This is a genomic window from Rothia nasisuis, from assembly GCF_928381405.1.
GTDB lineage: Bacteria > Actinomycetota > Actinomycetes > Actinomycetales > Micrococcaceae > Rothia > Rothia nasisuis.
In genome coordinates this window covers 90,928-107,540 of sequence record NZ_CAKMSB010000008.1, presented here as the reverse complement: position 1 = coordinate 107,540, position 16,613 = coordinate 90,928, and the positions used below count along the sequence as shown (strand labels likewise).

Below are 16,613 nucleotides of genomic sequence, written 5' to 3'. Positions count from 1 at the left end.
ATACTTAATTTGCGAAGATTTTTATTCGGTATTTATTATGCAAATTATTGGGTAGACTGGTGCCCATGACACAGCAGGCATCACACACACCTGGGCCCGACGGGCCGCTCACTGACAAGCTCATCAAATTCGGCAAATTCTTCACCAAGTGGGATGAAACCGACGATGGCCGCGCAGCCTTCCTCAAGGGTGGTCGCGCAGGCGATGTTTTCTACCGCAACCGCTGGAGCCATGACAAGGTCGTCCGCTCCACCCACGGCGTTAACTGCACCGGCTCCTGCTCCTGGCAGGTCTTCGTCAAAGACGGTGTAATCACCTGGGAGGCTCAGGCTACCGACTATCCCACTGTTGGCCCCGACCGCCCCGAATACGAACCCCGCGGCTGCCCCCGCGGCGCCGCCTTCTCCTGGTACACCTACTCACCCACCCGCGTGAAGTACCCCTACATTCGTGGTGTATTGCTGGAGATGTACCGCGAAGCTCGCGCCCGTCTGGGGGACCCCGTAGAAGCCTGGGCCTCGATTGTTTCTGACCCCGAGAAGCGCTCCCGCTACCTGAGTACCCGCGGCAAGGGCGGTCTGGTGCGCGGCTCCTGGGCAGAAGCCCTCGAAATGGTGGTCGCAGCCCAGATTCACACCATCAAAACCTACGGACCCGACCGCAACATCGGTTTTTCGCCCATTCCTGCCAAGTCCATGGTCTCCCACGCTTCGGGTGCTCGCTACATCGAGCTCATCGGCGGCGTGATGACCTCCTTCTACGACTGGTACGCCGACCTGCCGGTGGCCTCACCCCAGGTCTTCGGCGACCAGACCGACGTGCGCGAATCCGGTGACTGGTGGGATGCCACCTACCTCATGATGTGGGGCTCCAACATCCCGGTCACCCGCACCCCCGACGCCCACTGGATGGCTGAGGTACGCTACCGCGGCACCAAGGTTGTCTCTGTCTCGCCCGACTACGCCGATAACACCAAGTTCGCCGACGAGTGGCTGCCCGCCCAGGCTGGCACCGACGCCGCCCTTGCTATGGCTATGGGGCACGTGATCCTCAAGGAGAACTTTGTCGACCGCCGCGTCGAGTTCTTTGAGAACTACGTGAGCACCTACACCGACTTCCCCTTCCTCATCACTCTTGAGACCCGCGAAGACGGGGTAACAGTCCCGGCTAAGTTCCTGACCGCCGCAAACCTGACCGACCATGCGCAGGTGCCCGACGCGTCCTTCAAGACTGTCCTGCTCAACCGCGAAACCGGTGAGGTTGTGGTACCCAACGGTTCACTGGGCCACCGCTACAACGCAGAGGACGAAGGCAAGTGGAACCTGGACTTACAGGGGGTCAAGCCCGCCCTGTCCATCTTGGATCTGCCGACCGGCGCCGAGCGCGCCGTCGAAATCCAGATGCCCGCCTTCGACGAGCCCTCGGGCCGCGGCAAGGTTATTACCCGCGGGGTACCCACCATCACCGTTGAGGGCAAGACCGTCACCACCGTCTTCGACCTTATGCTGGCCCAGTACGGCATTGGCCGCCCCGGCCTGCCCGGCCAATGGGCCACCGGGTTTGAGGACGCCGACACCCAGTACACCCCAGCCTGGCAGGAAGCCATTACCTCCGTACCCGCCGAGGCCGTGATTCGCACCGCCCGCGAGTTCGCCCAGAACTCCATCGACTCCGGTGGTCGCACCATGATTATCATGGGTGCCGGTATCTGCCAGTGGTACCACGGCGACACCACCTACCGCGCGATTCTAGCCCTGCTCATGATGTGCGGCGCTGAAGGCCGCAACGGCGGCGGCTGGGCCCACTACGTCGGCCAGGAAAAGGCCCGCCCCATCACGGGCTGGTCCCACATGGCCAACGCCCTGGACTGGATTCGCCCGCCGCGTACCCAGGCAGGTACCGCCTTCTGGTACATGCACACCGACCAGTTCCGCTCCGACGGCCGTACCACCGACTCCCTGCAATCGCCCCTGGCCAAGGGGGATTTGCGCGGGGTTCACACAGCGGACGTCCTAGCCCGCTCCGTGCGCATGGGCTGGATGCCCTTCTACCCCCAGTTCCCCGAAAACTCCCTGGATTTGGCGGACGCCGGTGCCGCAGCGGTTGCCGCTGGCACCGCCGAGTCCCCGGCAGACTACGTTGCCCAGCGCCTGAACTCGGGCGACCTGGACTTCTCGGTGGAGGACGTCGACAACCCGGTCAACTGGCCCCGCACCCTGGTGCTGTGGCGCAACAACCTGCTGGGCTCATCCGCCAAGGGTGAGGAATACTTCCTCAAGCACCTGCTGGGCACCCACAACTCGGTCATGGGTAAGGACTCCGAGGATTTCAAGCCCGCCGAGGTCAAATGGGCCCAGAACGCGCCAGAAGGCAAGCTGGACCTGCTGGTGACCACCGACTACCGCATGACCTCTTCCACCCTGCTGTCGGACATCGTCTTCCCCGCCGCCACCTGGTACGAGAAGCACGATATCTCTTCCACCGATATGCACCCCTACATCCATGCCTTCTCCCCGGCCATTAACCCGCCCTGGGAGACCAAGACCGACCACCAGGTCTTCAAGGAACTGGCCTTCCTTTTCTCCAAGTGGGCAGCCAAGCACCTGGGCAAGCGCAACGACCTGGTATCCGTGCCCCTGCAGCACGACACTCCCGGTCAGCTGGCCCAGCCCGGCGGCCATGCACCTGACTGGAAGAACCAGGGAATCGCCGGTATCCCGGGCAAGAATATGCCCATCTTCACCGTGGTGGAGCGCGACTACCCGGCTATCTACGACATGTACACCTCGGTCGGCCCCCTGCTCTCCAAGCTGGGCACCACCACCAAGTTCGTGACGGTGGACGTCAACGAGCAGCTGGCCCAGCTGGCTGAGGAACACGGCGTCATGGGTAGCGGTAAGGGCGCTGGTCTGCCGGCCCTTGATACCGACATTAAGCTGGCCGACACCATCCTGGCTCTGTCGGGTACCTCCAACGGCCCGGTAGCCCTCAAGGGCTTCAAAGCCCTGGAAAAGCGGGTGGGCAAAAAGATGCACCACCTGGCTGAGGGCAACGAAGAAAAGCGCATTAAGTTCCGCGATACCCAGGACCGGCCCTGCCCCGTCTTCACCTCACCCGAGTGGTCAGGTTCTGAGACCGGCGGACGCCGCTACGCCCCCTTCACCCTCAACATCGAGCAGCTCAAGCCCTTCCACACCCTCACCGGTCGTATGCACTTCTTCCTCGACCACGACTGGATGAGCGAGATGGGCGAGCAGCTGCCGGTCTACCGCCCGCCACTGGATATGCACAACCTCTTCGGTGAACCCGAAATCGGTGAGACCGGCGACCTGTCGGTAGCTGTGCGCTACGTGACGGTGCACAACAAGTGGGCTATCCACTCCTCCTACCACGACAACCTCTACATGCAGACCCTCTCCCGTGGTGGCACCCACGCCTGGATGAGCCCGGCGGACGCTACCAAAATCGGGGTCAAGGACCACGACTGGATCGAGTGTGAGAACGCCAACGGCGTCTTCGTGGGCCGCGCGGTGGTCTCCCACCGTATGCCCGAAGGTGTGGTCTACGTGCACCACGCCCAGGAACGCCTGGTCAACATCCCCAAATCAGAGGTGTCGGGCAAGCGAGGCGGCATTCATAACTCCGTCACCCGCATCATGGTCAAACCCACCCACCTGATCGGTGGCTACGCCCACCAGGCCTACGCCTTCAACTACCTGGGACCCACCGGTAACCAGCGAGATATCGTTTCAAGAATTCGCCGCCGCAAGCAGGAGGTAACCTACTAATGCGCGTCATGGCACAAGTTTCAATGATTATGGCCCTCGACAAGTGCCTGGGCTGCCACACCTGCTCCGTCACCTGTAAGCAGGCCTGGACCAACCGAGCCGGCACCGAATACGTCTGGTTCAACAACGTCGAGACCCGCCCCGGCCAGGGCTACCCCCGCCGCTACGAAGACCAGGAAAAGTGGAAGGGCGGCTGGGTACTGAACAAGCGCGGACGCCTTGAGCTCAAGAGCGGTAACCGCTTCAAGAAACTCTTTACCCTCTTCGCCTCCCCGGTTCAGCCTGAGCTCTCGGACTACTACGAACCCTGGACCTACGACTACGAGAACCTCACCAACGCGCCCCTAGGCGATGACTTTCCCACCGCGCGTCCTAAATCCCTGATTACCGGTGAGGACACCTCCATCGAATGGGGCCCCAACTGGGACGACAACCTGGGCGGTGCCCACGAGTCCGGCCACCTGGACCCCCTGGTTGAAAAGGTACGTCAGCAGTCAGAAGAGAAGATAAAGTTCGAGTTCGAACGCACCTTCATGTTCTACCTGCCCCGCATCTGCGAGCACTGCCTCAACCCCTCCTGCATGGCGTCCTGCCCCTCCGGCGCTATCTACAAGCGCGAAGAGGACGGCATCGTGCTGGTCGACCAGAACCAGTGCCGAGGCTGGCGTCAGTGCATCACCGGCTGCCCCTACAAGAAGATCTACTTCAACCACAAGAGCGGCAAAGCCGAAAAATGTACCTTCTGCTACCCCCGTATCGAGCACGGTATTCCCACCGTCTGCGCCGAAACCTGCGTGGGCCGCATGCGCTACATTGGCATCTTCCTGTATGACGCCGACCGCGTGACCGAAGCCGCCTCGGTGCCCGATGAGAAGCAGCTCTACCAGGCCCAGCTCGACATCATGCTCGATCCCTTTGACCCCGAGGTCATTCGTGAGGCAACCAAGCAGGGTATCCCCGACTCCTGGATCACCGCAGCCCAAAAGTCCCCGGTCTACAAGCTGGCCAAGGAGTGGAAGATCGCCCTTCCCCTGCACCCCGAATACCGCACCATGCCCATGGTCTGGTACGTACCGCCGCTCTCACCCATCATCGACCTGCTCAAGGAACAGGGCCACGACGCAGAGTCCCAGGCCAACCTCTTCGGAGCCATCGACTCTCTGCGCATCCCCGTCGAGTACCTTGCCGAGCTCTTCACCGCAGGCGACACCACCATCGTGGTCAATGTGCTCAAAAAGCTAGCCGCCATGCGCGCCTACATGCGAGACATCACCCTCGGTGGCGTCGGCAACGAAGACATCGCCCGCGAAGTCGGTATGACCGGCGCAGAAATGTACGAGATGTACCGCCTCATGGCTATCTCCAAGTACGAAGAACGCTACGTCATTCCTCCGGCCCACCTGGAGGACGCCCACAACCTCGAAGAAATCGGCTGCTCCCTCGATACCGACGGCGGCCCCGGCATGCTCTACGACGGAGCCTTCACCGACCCCGGCGACCGTCCCGTGCCTGTCTCCGCAGGTTCCTACGCCAACGCCGCCCGTGCCGACGGCAAGGTCGACATCTTCATGTGGGACGGCAAAACCCGCCCCGACTCCCTCTTCCCCGACACCTTTGGAAGCAAGAAGGTCTAGCCGTGGCAGGATTCTTCTCCAAACTCCTCAAACGCAACGCGGCGGAGGTGGAACCTCCCACTCCGCCCTCGGGCGACCCCTTCGACATGGACTGGGGGAGCGGGCACCCCACCGACGCCGTGGTCTACCAGCTCACCAGCGTCCTCATGCGCTACCCCAGTGAAGAAACCCGCGCCCTGCTGCCCGAACTCACCGCGCTCGCCCAAGAAACCGGCAATGACTACTTAATGCGCGGCGTAGCCCGTATCAAGACCTGGTACGAGACAACCGAGCTCGACGCCATGCAGGCTGAATACGTGCAGGAGTATGACCTGTCGCGTCGCCACGCCTTCCACCTGTCCTACTGGACCGAGGGCGATACCCGCCGCCGCGGTGAGGCCCTGGCCCGTTTCAAGCAGATGTACCGCGACTCCGGCATGGTCACCACCCTGCACGGGGAACTGCCGGACTACCTGCCCATGGTTCTTGAATTCACCGCCCTGGTGGACGCCCGGGCCGGGCGGGCAGCTCTACAGGCCTACCGGCCCTCCCTGGAACTTCTTCGCCTGGCCCTGCGTGATGACAAATTGCCCTACTACGAGCTGATTGAGGCGGTCTGCCAGACCCTGCCCGGGGTTTCCCCCGAAACTCAGGCTGACGTGCAAAAATTGGTCACCGCAGGCCCGCCCGCAGAAGCCGTCGGCCTGGCCCTGGCCCCCGGCGACCCCCGCCTGCTACCCCTCTTGCTGCCCCACGAACAGACACCCGGCGCCACCATCGGCGCCGACCATAAGAACGGAGCCACCCTGTGACCGGCACAGTTAACGCCCTCGACTTCTTCCTCTGGGGCATCTTCCCCTACATCACCCTCGCCATCGTCATCGGCGGCACCCTCTGGCGCTACAAGACCGACCAGTTCGGCTGGACCACCCGCTCCTCCCAGATGTATGAGTCCAAGCTGCTGCGCATTGCCTCCCCCATGTTCCACTACGGCATCCTGGTCGTGCTCGTGGGCCACATCGTGGGTCTGGTGATCCCCAAGTCCTGGACTGACGCGGTTGGCATCTCCGAGCACTTCTACCACATCAACGCTCTGGTGCTGGGCTCCATTGCGGCGGTTGCTACCCTGATCGGTCTCTTCGCCATGATCTACCGCCGCCGCACCTCCGCCACCGTCTTCCGCGCCACCACCTGGAACGACAAGATGATGTACGTGGCTCTGGCCAGCGCCATCGTCCTTGGATCAGTTGCCACCCTCTTCAACGCCATGGAAATCGAGGGACACCACAACTACCGTGAAACCGTCTCGGTCTGGTTCCGCTCCCTCTTCTACTTCCAGCCCAACATCGAGGCTATGGCCAGCGCTACCACCTCCTTCCATATCCACGTCATTGTGGCCATGATCCTCTTCTGCCTCTGGCCCTTCACCCGCCTGGTGCACGCCTTCACCGCCCCCCTGCACTACATCTTCCGGCCCTACATCGTCTACCGCTCCCGCGGCAAGCGCAACCACGCCCGCGGCTGGTCACCGGTCGGCACCGCAGATTCTGTGAATAAGGACGCCCGCACGGTCGAGCGCCAGCACCACCACCACTAAGGAAAAGACCATGTCTACTACGGCTGTTGCTGCGAAAGATCCGCAGCTTGCTGGTCAGTTCAAGTACGTCATTATGGCGGCCCTGGCCTCCATGATTGGATTCTGGGGCTGGACCATGATTGGCCCCCTGGCCAAGTACTACACCGAAACCTACGGCCTGACCGAGGGGCAGCGTTCCCTGCTCATTGCCACCCCGGTGATCGTTGGGTCCCTGGCCCGTATTCCGGTGGGTGCACTGACCGACCGCTTCGGTGGGCGCATTATGTTCACCATCATGCTGACCCTCACCGGATCCATGGTGCTCGTTACCGGCCTGGTGGGGCAGATGGGTAACTTCTCCCTGCTGCTGGTGGCAGCCTTCCTCCTGGGTATCGGTGGCTCCATCTTCGCGGTAGGTATTCCCTTTGCCGCTGCCTGGTTTGGGCCCCACCGCAAGGGCCTGGCAACCGGTATTTTCGGCATGGGTATGGTCGGTACTGCCTGCGCCGCCTTCTTCAACCCCCGCATGCTGGCTGCTTTTGGCTACTTTCCCACCCACGTCATTATGAGCTGTGTAGCCCTGACCTACGCCGTGATTGTCTGGCTCTTCATCCGCGACTCACCCGTCATGAAGGCCCGCACCCCCGAGCCTGTTCTGCCCAAGATCCTGGCGGTGTCCAAGAAACTGGTGACCTGGCAGCTCTGCTTCATCTACGCCGTGGTTTTCGGCGCCTTCGTGGCTTTCTCCAACTTCCTGTCAACCTACATGCAGAACATCTACGGCTATGAAGCCGTTGCCGGTGGTACCTTCGCTGCCATGTTCGCAGCCTGCGCCGTGCTGGCCCGCCCCTTTGGTGGGGTCGCCGCCGACAAGTTCGGCGGTAAGCTGACCACCCTGATCGTCTTCGTTGCTATGACGGTGCTGGCTGTCTGCATTGCCTTCGAACCCGAGAGCACCGCTGTGAATACCCTGATTCACGTGGTCATGGCCCTCTTTGTGGGCTTTGGCACCGGTACCATCTACGGCTGGCTGGGCAAGGTGGTGCGCCCGCAGGATACCGGTACCGTGTCTGGCCTGGTCTCGGCAGCCGGTGGCCTGGGCGGCTACTTCCCGCCCCTGATTATGGGCGCTGCCTACACCGCCCACGGTAACTATTTCTGGGGCGTGCTGGCCCTGGCTTCTACCTGCGTGATTTCTATTCTGGTTTCGCTCTGGATGGCATCAGATAAGAAACCTGCCCGCGCTGCCTAAACCCAGCTTGGTACTCCCCGGTCAGGGAGATATCCGGACGCCCGCGCCCCGCTTTCCTGCCTTTGGGCAGGGGCGGGGCGCGGCTGCGTCCGCCCTGTAAAATCGACTTTCCCACCCCAAAAGTCCCTCGTGTGGTGCTTTGGGTGTAAGGTATGGCACAATAAGGGTTGTTACAACTAAAACGCCGTTACAACTGGTGCGGGAGAGACCGTACATGCTCGAGGTTGAGGGACCACGGGCACCGGCGCCGAAGGAGCAAACCCTCCCCGGGAAACTCTCAGGCACATGTACCGCTCAGTGAGGCAACTCTGGAGAGGGGCGTCAAACCCCCACCGAAGGGGCAAAATTCGCGTCCGCTACCGTGCGTGATGGGTAGCTGCGAACCAAAACTCTCAGGTTTTAACAGAGTGGGGAGGGCACCACTCACAGGGCACCCCTGTGCGCCGGTTTAGCCTCTACCCCTGGAGAGTTCCATGTCATTCACCGACCGCCACCTTGGCCCCCGTCTGAGCGACCAAGAGACCATGCTTAAAGTGCTTGGTTACGAGTCCCTGGGCGCCCTCATCGACGAGGTCATCCCCTCCAATATCCGCCTGCGCGGTGACCTTAATCTCCCGGCGCCCTTGAGTGAGCTTGAGGCGCAGAAGAAGATTGCCTCCTACGCCGCCCAGAATGTGGTCAAGCACCAGATGATCGGTGCAGGTTACTATGACGCTATCACTCCGGCTGTGATTCGCCGCAACATTCTTGAAAACCCGGGCTGGTACACCTCCTACACCCCCTACCAGCCCGAGATCTCCCAGGGCCGTCTCGAAGCTCTACTGAACTTTCAGAACACCGTCATGGAACTGACCGGTCTGCCCATTGCCAACGCCTCCCTGCTCGATGAGGCAACCGCTGTTGCCGAGGCCGCCGTCATGATGCACCGGGCCAACCGCAAGGTCAAGAATGGCTTCTTCGCTATTGACTCCCGTGCCTTGCCCCAGACCCTCTCCGTGGTGCGTGGCCGCGCGCAGGCCCTAGGCATCCCTTTCGTCATCACCGATTTTGCCGACGGCCTGCCCGAGGGCGACCTCTACGGCGTCATTATCTCCAATCCCGGCCACGACGGCGAAGTCCGCGACATTGAGCCCCTGATCAAGGAGGCTAAGGAGCGCGGCGCCCTGGTCACCGTCATCGCTGACCTGCTGGCCCAGACCTTACTGATCGCCCCCGGCCACCAGGGTGCCGACATTGCTGTTGGCTCCTCCCAGCGCTTTGGTCTGCCCTTCTGGTACGGCGGCCCGCATGCAGCTTTCATGGCTGTTTCTAAGGGTATGGAGCGTAACCTGCCCGGCCGCCTGGTGGGTGTCTCGAAGGACGCTTTTGGTAAGCCCGCCTACCGCCTGGCCCTGCAAACCCGCGAGCAGCACATCCGCCGCGAGAAGGCCACCTCTAACATCTGTACTGCCCAGGCCCTGCTGGCTATCGCCGCCGGTGCCTACGCCGTCTACCACGGCCCCGAAGGCCTGCGGGCTATTGCTAACCGCCTGCACGACAAGGCCGCCCGCATCGCCGCCGCTGGTACCGCAGCCGGCCTGAAGCTGGTCCACGAGACCTTCTTCGACACCGTTGCCTTTGAAGCCGAAGGACGCGCCGACGAGCTGGTTGCCAAGGCCCTGGAAGCCGGTATCAACGTCCGCAAAATCTCAGCTGACCGTATCTCCATCTCGGTGGGTGAGTCCCACACCGAGCAGGTAGTCGAAGCCCTGGCAGCTGCCCTGGGCGGGCAGCTGGAGGAGACCGACGCCTACGAGCTGCCCGAGGCCCTGTTGCGCACTGACGACTACATGACCCACCCGGTCTTCCACCTTTACCGCTCTGAGACATCCATGATGCGCTACCTGCGCTCCCTCTCAGACAAGGATCTGGCCCTGGACCGTACCATGATTCCCCTGGGTTCTTGCACCATGAAGCTGAACGCAGCAGCCGAGATGGAACCCATTTCCTGGCCCGAGTTCGCCTCCATCCACCCCAATGTTCCTGCCGACCAGGCTGCCGGCTGGAAGGCCCTAATTGATGAGCTCTCGGCCTGGCTGGTTGAAATCACCGGCTACGACGCTATCTCCCTGCAGCCCAACTCGGGTGCGTCCGGCGAATACGCGGGCCTGCGAGCTATCCGCGCCTACCACGAGGCTAACGGCGATACCCAGCGCACCGTCGTCCTGATTCCCATGAGCGCCCACGGCACCAACGCCGCCTCTGCCGCCCTGGCAGGTCTGGCTGTTGCCGGTGTTGCAACCGCCCCCGACGGCTCCATCGACGTTGAAGATCTCAGGGCCAAGATCGAAAAGTACGGCGACACCATCGCGGGCATCATGATTACCTACCCCTCCACCCACGGTGTCTTCGAGGGGCAGGTCGTTGAGGTCTGCCAGCTGGTGCACGAGGCAGGCGGCCAGGTCTACGTGGACGGTGCCAACCTCAATGCCCAGATGGGCCTGGCCCAGCCCGGCAAGTTCGGTGGCGATGTCTCCCACCTGAACCTGCACAAGACCTTCTCCATTCCCCACGGCGGTGGTGGCCCCGGCGTCGGCCCCGTTGCTGTCGGTGCCCACCTGGAGAAGTACCTGCCCGGTAACGGCTTTGAGGCGGACGCCGAAGGCCAGCTGGCAGATGCGCCCCTGCCCATCTCCCAGGCCATGTTTGGTTCTGCCGGTGTGCTCCCCATTTCCTGGATGTACATCGCCATGACCGGCGCTGAGGGCCTGCGAGCTTCTTCCGAAACCGCCATCCTCTCGGCCAACTACATCGCCAAGAAGCTGGGCTCCCTGTACCCCGTGCTCTACGCGGGTGAGACCGGCCTGGTGGCCCACGAATGCATCCTGGATTTGCGCGAGCTGACCGCCGCGTCCGGCATCACTGCCGAGGACGTCTGCAAGCGCCTCATGGACTACGGCTTCCACGCCCCCACCCTGGCCTTCCCCGTGCCCGGCACCCTCATGGTCGAGCCCACCGAATCAGAGTCCTTAGCTGAGCTGGATCGCTTCATTGAGGCCATGACCAAGATTCACGCTGAGATTCAGGAAGTCATCGACGGTAAGGTCAGCGCCGAGGAGTCTGTGCTGCGCAACGCCCCGCACACCGCCGAGGTCGTCACCGCCGACGAATGGACCCGCCCCTACCCCCGCTCGCAGGCCGCCTACCCCGTGCACGAGCTGCGCCTGAACAAGTACTTCACCCCCGTTGGCCGCATCGACGGTGCCGGCGGCGACCGTAACTTTGTCTGCGAATGCCCGCCCATGGAAGCCTTCGACATCGAAGTCCACAGCGCTTAAGGCTAGAAAGGTTTACCCCTATGTCACCCCAGAAAACTGCCCTCTACCAGGTCCACGCTGACCTGGGTGCCGCCTTCACCGACTTTGGCGGCTGGGACATGCCCCTCAAGTACACCAACGACGTTGAAGAGCATAAGGCTGTGCGCTCGGCTGCCGGCCTATTCGATCTCTCCCACATGGGTGAATTCCGGGTCACCGGTCCCGACGCCGGTGCCTTCCTGGACTACGCCCTGCTCTCTAACATGTCCATTCTCAAGGTGGGCAAGGCCAAGTACTCCCTGCTGCTGGCTGAGGACGGCGGTGTCATCGACGACCTGATTACCTACCGCCTGGGCGAGGAAGAGTTCCTGGTCATTCCCAATGCAGCCAACGTGGCCGCCGATTATGAGGCTATGAGCGCCCGTAGCGAGGGCTTTGACGTGCAGCTGGTGAACGAGACCGCCCAGACCTCCCTGGTGGCGGTGCAGGGCCCTGCTTCAGAGGCCATCCTGCTGGAGATGGACCCTTCCGATGCCGAGACCATTACCTCTATGGGTTACTACGCAGCTGCCCCGATTCGTTTCGGCGATATTGAGGCCCTGCTGGCCCGCACCGGCTATACCGGTGAGGACGGCTTCGAAATTTACGTGGCGAACGAGGACGCCGCCCAGCTCTGGGCCATGGCCTCTGAATGCGGCGAGAAGAACGGGGCAATTCCTGCAGGCCTGGCTGCCCGCGACTCCCTGCGCCTTGAAGCCGGTATGCCCCTCTACGGCCACGAGCTGGGCCGCGACATTACCCCCTTCGAGTCGGGCATGGGCAAGCTGATTGAGATTGCTCTGACTAAGAAGGCCGCCGATTTTGTGGGTAAGGACGCCCTGGTTCAGCTCTCCGAGCAGGCCCCGGCACGCACTCTGGTCGGCCTTAAGGCCCAGGGCAAGCGCCCCGGCCGCGCAGGTTCCAAGCTGGTTGATGAGAGCGGCACCGAGATCGGTGAGATTACCTCGGGTATTCCCTCACCTACTCTGGGATACCCCGTCGCTATGGCCCTGCTGGCTACCGAGCACGCCACTGTAGGTGAGACTGTCAACGTTGATATCCGTGGTAAGGTTGCCCCCTTCGATATCGTAGAACTGCCCTTCTATAAGCGTAATAAGTAGAGCAAACTGCTGATATAGCCCTCTCAGAACCCTGTGTTGCCAACAAACCTTATATCTACAGCCGCGAGTCAGTTGGTTGCACAGGGTTCTTCTCGGGCTAGAGCCCCTACACCCTTGGAGGAGCACCCCCTGATGGACCTCGAGAACCTAGCCGATTATCTTTCTGCCCCGCCCCACTCAGAAGCACAAACCAAAGCGGAAGCCCTGGACTACGATATCTCTGTCTTTGAACTCTTCTCTATCGGCATTGGCCCCTCCAGCTCCCACACCGTGGGCCCTATGCGCGCCACCAACCGCTTCATCGCCGAATTGATTGATGCTGGCACCCTGAACGAGGTGACCCGGGTTCATATTGATCTCTACGGTTCGTTGGCTGCTACCGGTGCTGGTCACGGCACTATGAGCGCAGCCATCAAGGGCCTGGCCGGTTGTGTACCCGAAACCATCGATATGGCTGCTGCCGAGGCGCTGATGGACCGCAATCAGGTGGACGGCACTCTGCCCTTGGCCGGTTACCCCTTAGCTACCTACGCGGATGGTGCTCCCGGGCCTGAGGCAGAAAGGGTGAGCGGGCCCGTCCTGACCTATCGGGAAGCTGACATTACTCTGCGCCCGCTTACGGTGCTGCCCCGCCATACCAACGGTATTAAGGTCACTGCCTACGCGGGGGAGAGGGTACTGCTAGAGCGCACTTATTTCTCTATCGGTGGCGGTTTCATTGTTGAAGAGCACGAAGAGTCATCGGGCTCCACCGGGCTTTCCAAGGCCCCCTACCCCTTTGGGTCGGGCGAAGAGCTGCTGGATATGGCCAACACTGCCGGGCTGTCTATTGCTCAGCTCAAGTTGGCGAACGAGAAGACAGAGCGCAGCGAGAGCGAAGTGCGCGCCGGGATCTTGCAGATTCGGCAGGTCATGAAGGAGTGTATCGGCTCGTCCTTGGAACGTATGGGCTACCTGCCTGGCCCCCTCAAGGTGCGCTGCCGGGCGGGCCAGTGGCACCGCGACCTGCTGGCAGAAGATCCCCGAAAATCACCGGAATTCGCCACGGACTGGGTTAACCTGATTGCTCTGGCGGTCAATGAAGAGAATGCTTTTGGCGGTCGTATCGTCACCGCGCCGACTAACGGAGCCTCCGGTATTATCCCGGCGGTATTGCACTACGCGGTCAATTATGTGCCCTCGGTGCGCCACCGGGGGCAGAAGGTGATTGATGACGCCGTGGTTGATTTCTTTCTGGCGGCTGCCTCCATTGGTGCCCTCTACAAGAAGCGGGCTTCGATTTCTGGTGCTGAGGTGGGTTGCCAGGGTGAGGTGGGTACTGCGTCGTCTATGGCAGCTGCGGGTCTGGCTCAGGTGATGGGCGGTAGCAATGAGCAGATTGAGAATGCAGCTGAGATTGCTATGGAGCATAATCTGGGTTTGACCTGCGACCCCGTGGGTGGGCTGGTGCAGATTCCCTGTATTGAGCGTAACGCCATGGCGGCCTCCAACGCGGTGACCGCAGCCAAGATGGCCCTGCGAGGGGACGGCCACCATCGAGTCTCCCTGGACCAGGTCATCGAAACCATGCGCCAGACTGGTGAGGACATGTCGCACCGTTATAAGGAGACTTCTATGGGTGGTCTGGCTGTGAACGTGGTGGAGTGCTAGTCAGGCAGTCTTAGGGCGCGTTTATGGGCTCAGGGAGTTCAGTAGTGGAGCTAGTAGATGAGATAAGGAGTTGAGTGGTGATAGTGAAGAATCCTCGGCCTGCTAGGGTTCAAGAGCCATGGAATCTTAAATCTGCACTCTCATTTATCGCTTTCTTGCTGATTGTTTTTGCTTTTCTTGGGGTTCTCTCGTTCGCCGTCGGCTACCCGTATATCAACGGGAAGGAGGAGTGGCAGGAGGAGCGTATCTGTACCGTTGACTCCGCTGTCAAAGATACCTCAGGGGGTGGCTTCCGCATGGGAGGATCCTCCACCAGTATCAGAATCGAGTCCCCTGACTGCGGAAAAATCTCGCTCAGTGGTGTTCTGGTGGAGCAAACCGCTGAAGGAGCGGTGCGCTACCTGAGTGTTGAAGAGACCGTGAGTTATCTGGAGGAGCACCGGGGGGAGCAGTTCCGTTTTTATTATGGGAAGATTCAGCTTACTGAAGGTTTGTTAGAAGCTCGGCGTATTGAGAAGGTAGGGTAGGTGTTTTTCTGGGGCGGTGTCGTTTCTTTCTGAGGATATTTACAATGGTTTAGGCCGTCGTAGATGTAGTGGTAGGTTCCTGCTTCGGTATCGATAATGTGGTGGTACCGGGCTTGATTTTTTTGTGGATACTGGAAAGACTCTGGATGAGTCTCTTAAGCTGCCTCAACACTCGGTTTTCAGCAACACTGCACGCAACCACCTCGATACCAGACTAGTCAAGGTCTTGAATTGAATCCAAAAAAATCCTTCTTAAACCTATCCTCAGAAAATACCGCCTGAATCTGGTTTGCATCTAGGCTTATAAAAGAAAGCCCCCCCAGGAGTCTTGTGGCATTTTTTATACTACTTCTCAAAAGTACGTGTCATTCCCCACAATTTTCATGTGTGTCAGGAATACGTCACCTACATTCGACTCAGTGGCGACTATGTTTTCGTTGGTAGGAACTAAATCCTGAATATCAAACTTGGACCAGACTTCTGTGGTTTTAATGCTTAGGTGGGGGTCTCAATCGTTTTCTGTCTAAATGGTGATTTAAATATTCGAGTGGCAGGTGATAGGTTCAATTTCCTTCCCTGTGAATCTTTGAAATTAATCATTAGATTTCTTACTCACTTTCCTCAACCATATGACCGAAACTGTGGCACCCACCAGGTTTCCTAAAAAGATATTTATTCTATATTTGTAGATGGCTGGAGAGATGTGAAGTGGAAAAATAAATATTAGAAGTAAAACAACAAGGTATAGTGTGACAAATTTTTCAGGGGCTATCATTGCAACAATGGCGCCTATTGCAAATGGTATCGTATATGCCTGCAGAAAATTTTTCCAGTCACTAGCGTAGCCCGGAATTAGAACTCCGATGGTGAGTGATATGGAAATAAAGTAAAAAGTTTGAAAAATTTATTTCCCATTATATTGAATCGGTTCCAGCTTGTTATGCTGTTGTCCCTTAGAATGAACACTTAAGAGGAGTTGGGGTCAAGCATCTCCAGAAATTCAGTAAAATGTTCGTTGGTAAAAATAGCACGGATAGGTCTTTCATCAAGATTTGCAAAGCAGATAACCCACCGATGCGCTGGAATTGCTTGAACGTGCTCCCAGAAAAGAGAACCTTCCTGGGCAAAATCAACATTGGTAATAAAGACTGGCCCATCAATAGAAGCAGTAGATTCAATAATTTCACCAGCGTCAAGGTCTACGGTGTGAAAGTCATCTGCGTCAAACTCTGCCCAGACATCATCAATTGACATCTTGAGATAGTTCTTTGTCTTGATGCGGCCGAAGAATCCTTTAGTTGTTTCTTGGCGGGAATCGAGATGTAGCTCTTTCCCTTGAGAGTCTATGAATTTAAATTTTTCAATTTTAGCCATACTTTGATTCATGCTTTTCTTTGGTTTAATATTTATGCCAATTTTTTTATTCTTTGATTTCTTTTGGGAGTAGAATCCGATGCGAGCCCCGGGCAGAAATCCAGCAAGAAATACTGGAAATGCCTTTGCCCAAGCCTCTGAAATTGCCTCATACCCTCCCATGGTTAATAGAATTAGAACGAAAGAAGTGCATGACGCCCACCCGTTTGTTAAGTACCTATATGCGAGAAATCCTAGTGTGAATGAAATACCAATAATTACTAAAGAGTAAGTGAAGTATTCCCATCCGATAATACTTAAGATAAGCCCCCAGAGTGTGAAGCTTATTAGGTACGTAAATGGTAAATCTTTATCTTTTATTATATGCACTAATTTTT

At 59.2% G+C, this 16,613-nt stretch carries 10 protein-coding genes and 2 riboswitches; of the genes, 9 read left to right on the top strand and 1 reads right to left on the bottom strand.

The window, feature by feature from the left end; all coding sequences use genetic code 11:
• The first annotated feature begins 65 nt into the window (after positions 1-65).
• The 9 genes from L6966_RS08105 (at position 66) to L6966_RS08065 (ending at position 14,862) form a co-directional block, all read left to right on the top strand.
• Positions 66-3,788, top strand: a complete 3,723-nt coding sequence (locus L6966_RS08105; protein WP_237233181.1) for a nitrate reductase subunit alpha — start codon at positions 66-68, stop codon at positions 3,786-3,788.
• Positions 3,788-5,422 (top strand): nitrate reductase subunit beta, encoded by a 1,635-nt coding sequence (narH, locus tag L6966_RS08100; protein WP_083090875.1) that lies wholly within the window; start codon positions 3,788-3,790, stop codon positions 5,420-5,422. Before L6966_RS08105 ends, narH begins: the two co-directional genes overlap by 1 nt.
• 2 nt (positions 5,423-5,424) lie before the next feature.
• Positions 5,425-6,213 carry a nitrate reductase molybdenum cofactor assembly chaperone gene (gene narJ / locus L6966_RS08095; protein WP_083090874.1) on the top strand — a complete coding sequence of 263 codons (789 nt, stop codon included), beginning with the start codon at positions 5,425-5,427 and terminating at the stop codon, positions 6,211-6,213.
• The gene (gene narI, locus L6966_RS08090; RefSeq protein ID WP_237233180.1) at positions 6,210-6,998 is read left to right on the top strand and encodes a respiratory nitrate reductase subunit gamma; all 789 of its coding nucleotides are present in this window, start codon (positions 6,210-6,212) and stop codon (positions 6,996-6,998) included. The genes narJ and narI overlap by 4 nt, the downstream gene beginning before the upstream one ends.
• Positions 6,999-7,008: 10 nt before the next feature.
• Complete coding sequence (locus L6966_RS08085) at positions 7,009-8,229, top strand: MFS transporter (protein ID WP_237233179.1); 1,221 nt, start codon at positions 7,009-7,011, stop codon at positions 8,227-8,229.
• A gap of 189 nt (positions 8,230-8,418) precedes the next feature.
• A riboswitch (glycine riboswitch) is annotated at positions 8,419-8,532 on the top strand.
• Positions 8,533-8,645, top strand: a riboswitch (glycine riboswitch).
• A 57-nt stretch (positions 8,646-8,702) separates the two neighbouring features.
• Positions 8,703-11,546: an aminomethyl-transferring glycine dehydrogenase gene (gene gcvP, locus L6966_RS08080; RefSeq protein ID WP_237233178.1), complete on the top strand. Its 2,844-nt coding sequence runs from the start codon at positions 8,703-8,705 to the stop codon at positions 11,544-11,546.
• A gap of 20 nt (positions 11,547-11,566) precedes the next feature.
• Positions 11,567-12,685 (top strand): glycine cleavage system aminomethyltransferase GcvT, encoded by a 1,119-nt coding sequence (gcvT, locus tag L6966_RS08075; RefSeq protein ID WP_237233177.1) that lies wholly within the window; start codon positions 11,567-11,569, stop codon positions 12,683-12,685.
• 132 nt (positions 12,686-12,817) lie between these two features.
• The gene (locus L6966_RS08070) at positions 12,818-14,335 is read left to right on the top strand and encodes an L-serine ammonia-lyase (RefSeq protein ID WP_237233176.1); all 1,518 of its coding nucleotides are present in this window, start codon (positions 12,818-12,820) and stop codon (positions 14,333-14,335) included.
• A gap of 83 nt (positions 14,336-14,418) precedes the next feature.
• The gene (locus L6966_RS08065) at positions 14,419-14,862 is read left to right on the top strand and encodes a hypothetical protein (protein ID WP_237233175.1); all 444 of its coding nucleotides are present in this window, start codon (positions 14,419-14,421) and stop codon (positions 14,860-14,862) included.
• 966 nt (positions 14,863-15,828) lie between these two features.
• Here the strand turns inward: L6966_RS08065 and L6966_RS08060 are convergent.
• The gene (locus L6966_RS08060) at positions 15,829-16,605 is read right to left on the bottom strand and encodes a hypothetical protein (protein ID WP_237233174.1); all 777 of its coding nucleotides are present in this window, start codon (positions 16,603-16,605) and stop codon (positions 15,829-15,831) included.
• Positions 16,606-16,613: the final 8 nt, after the last annotated feature.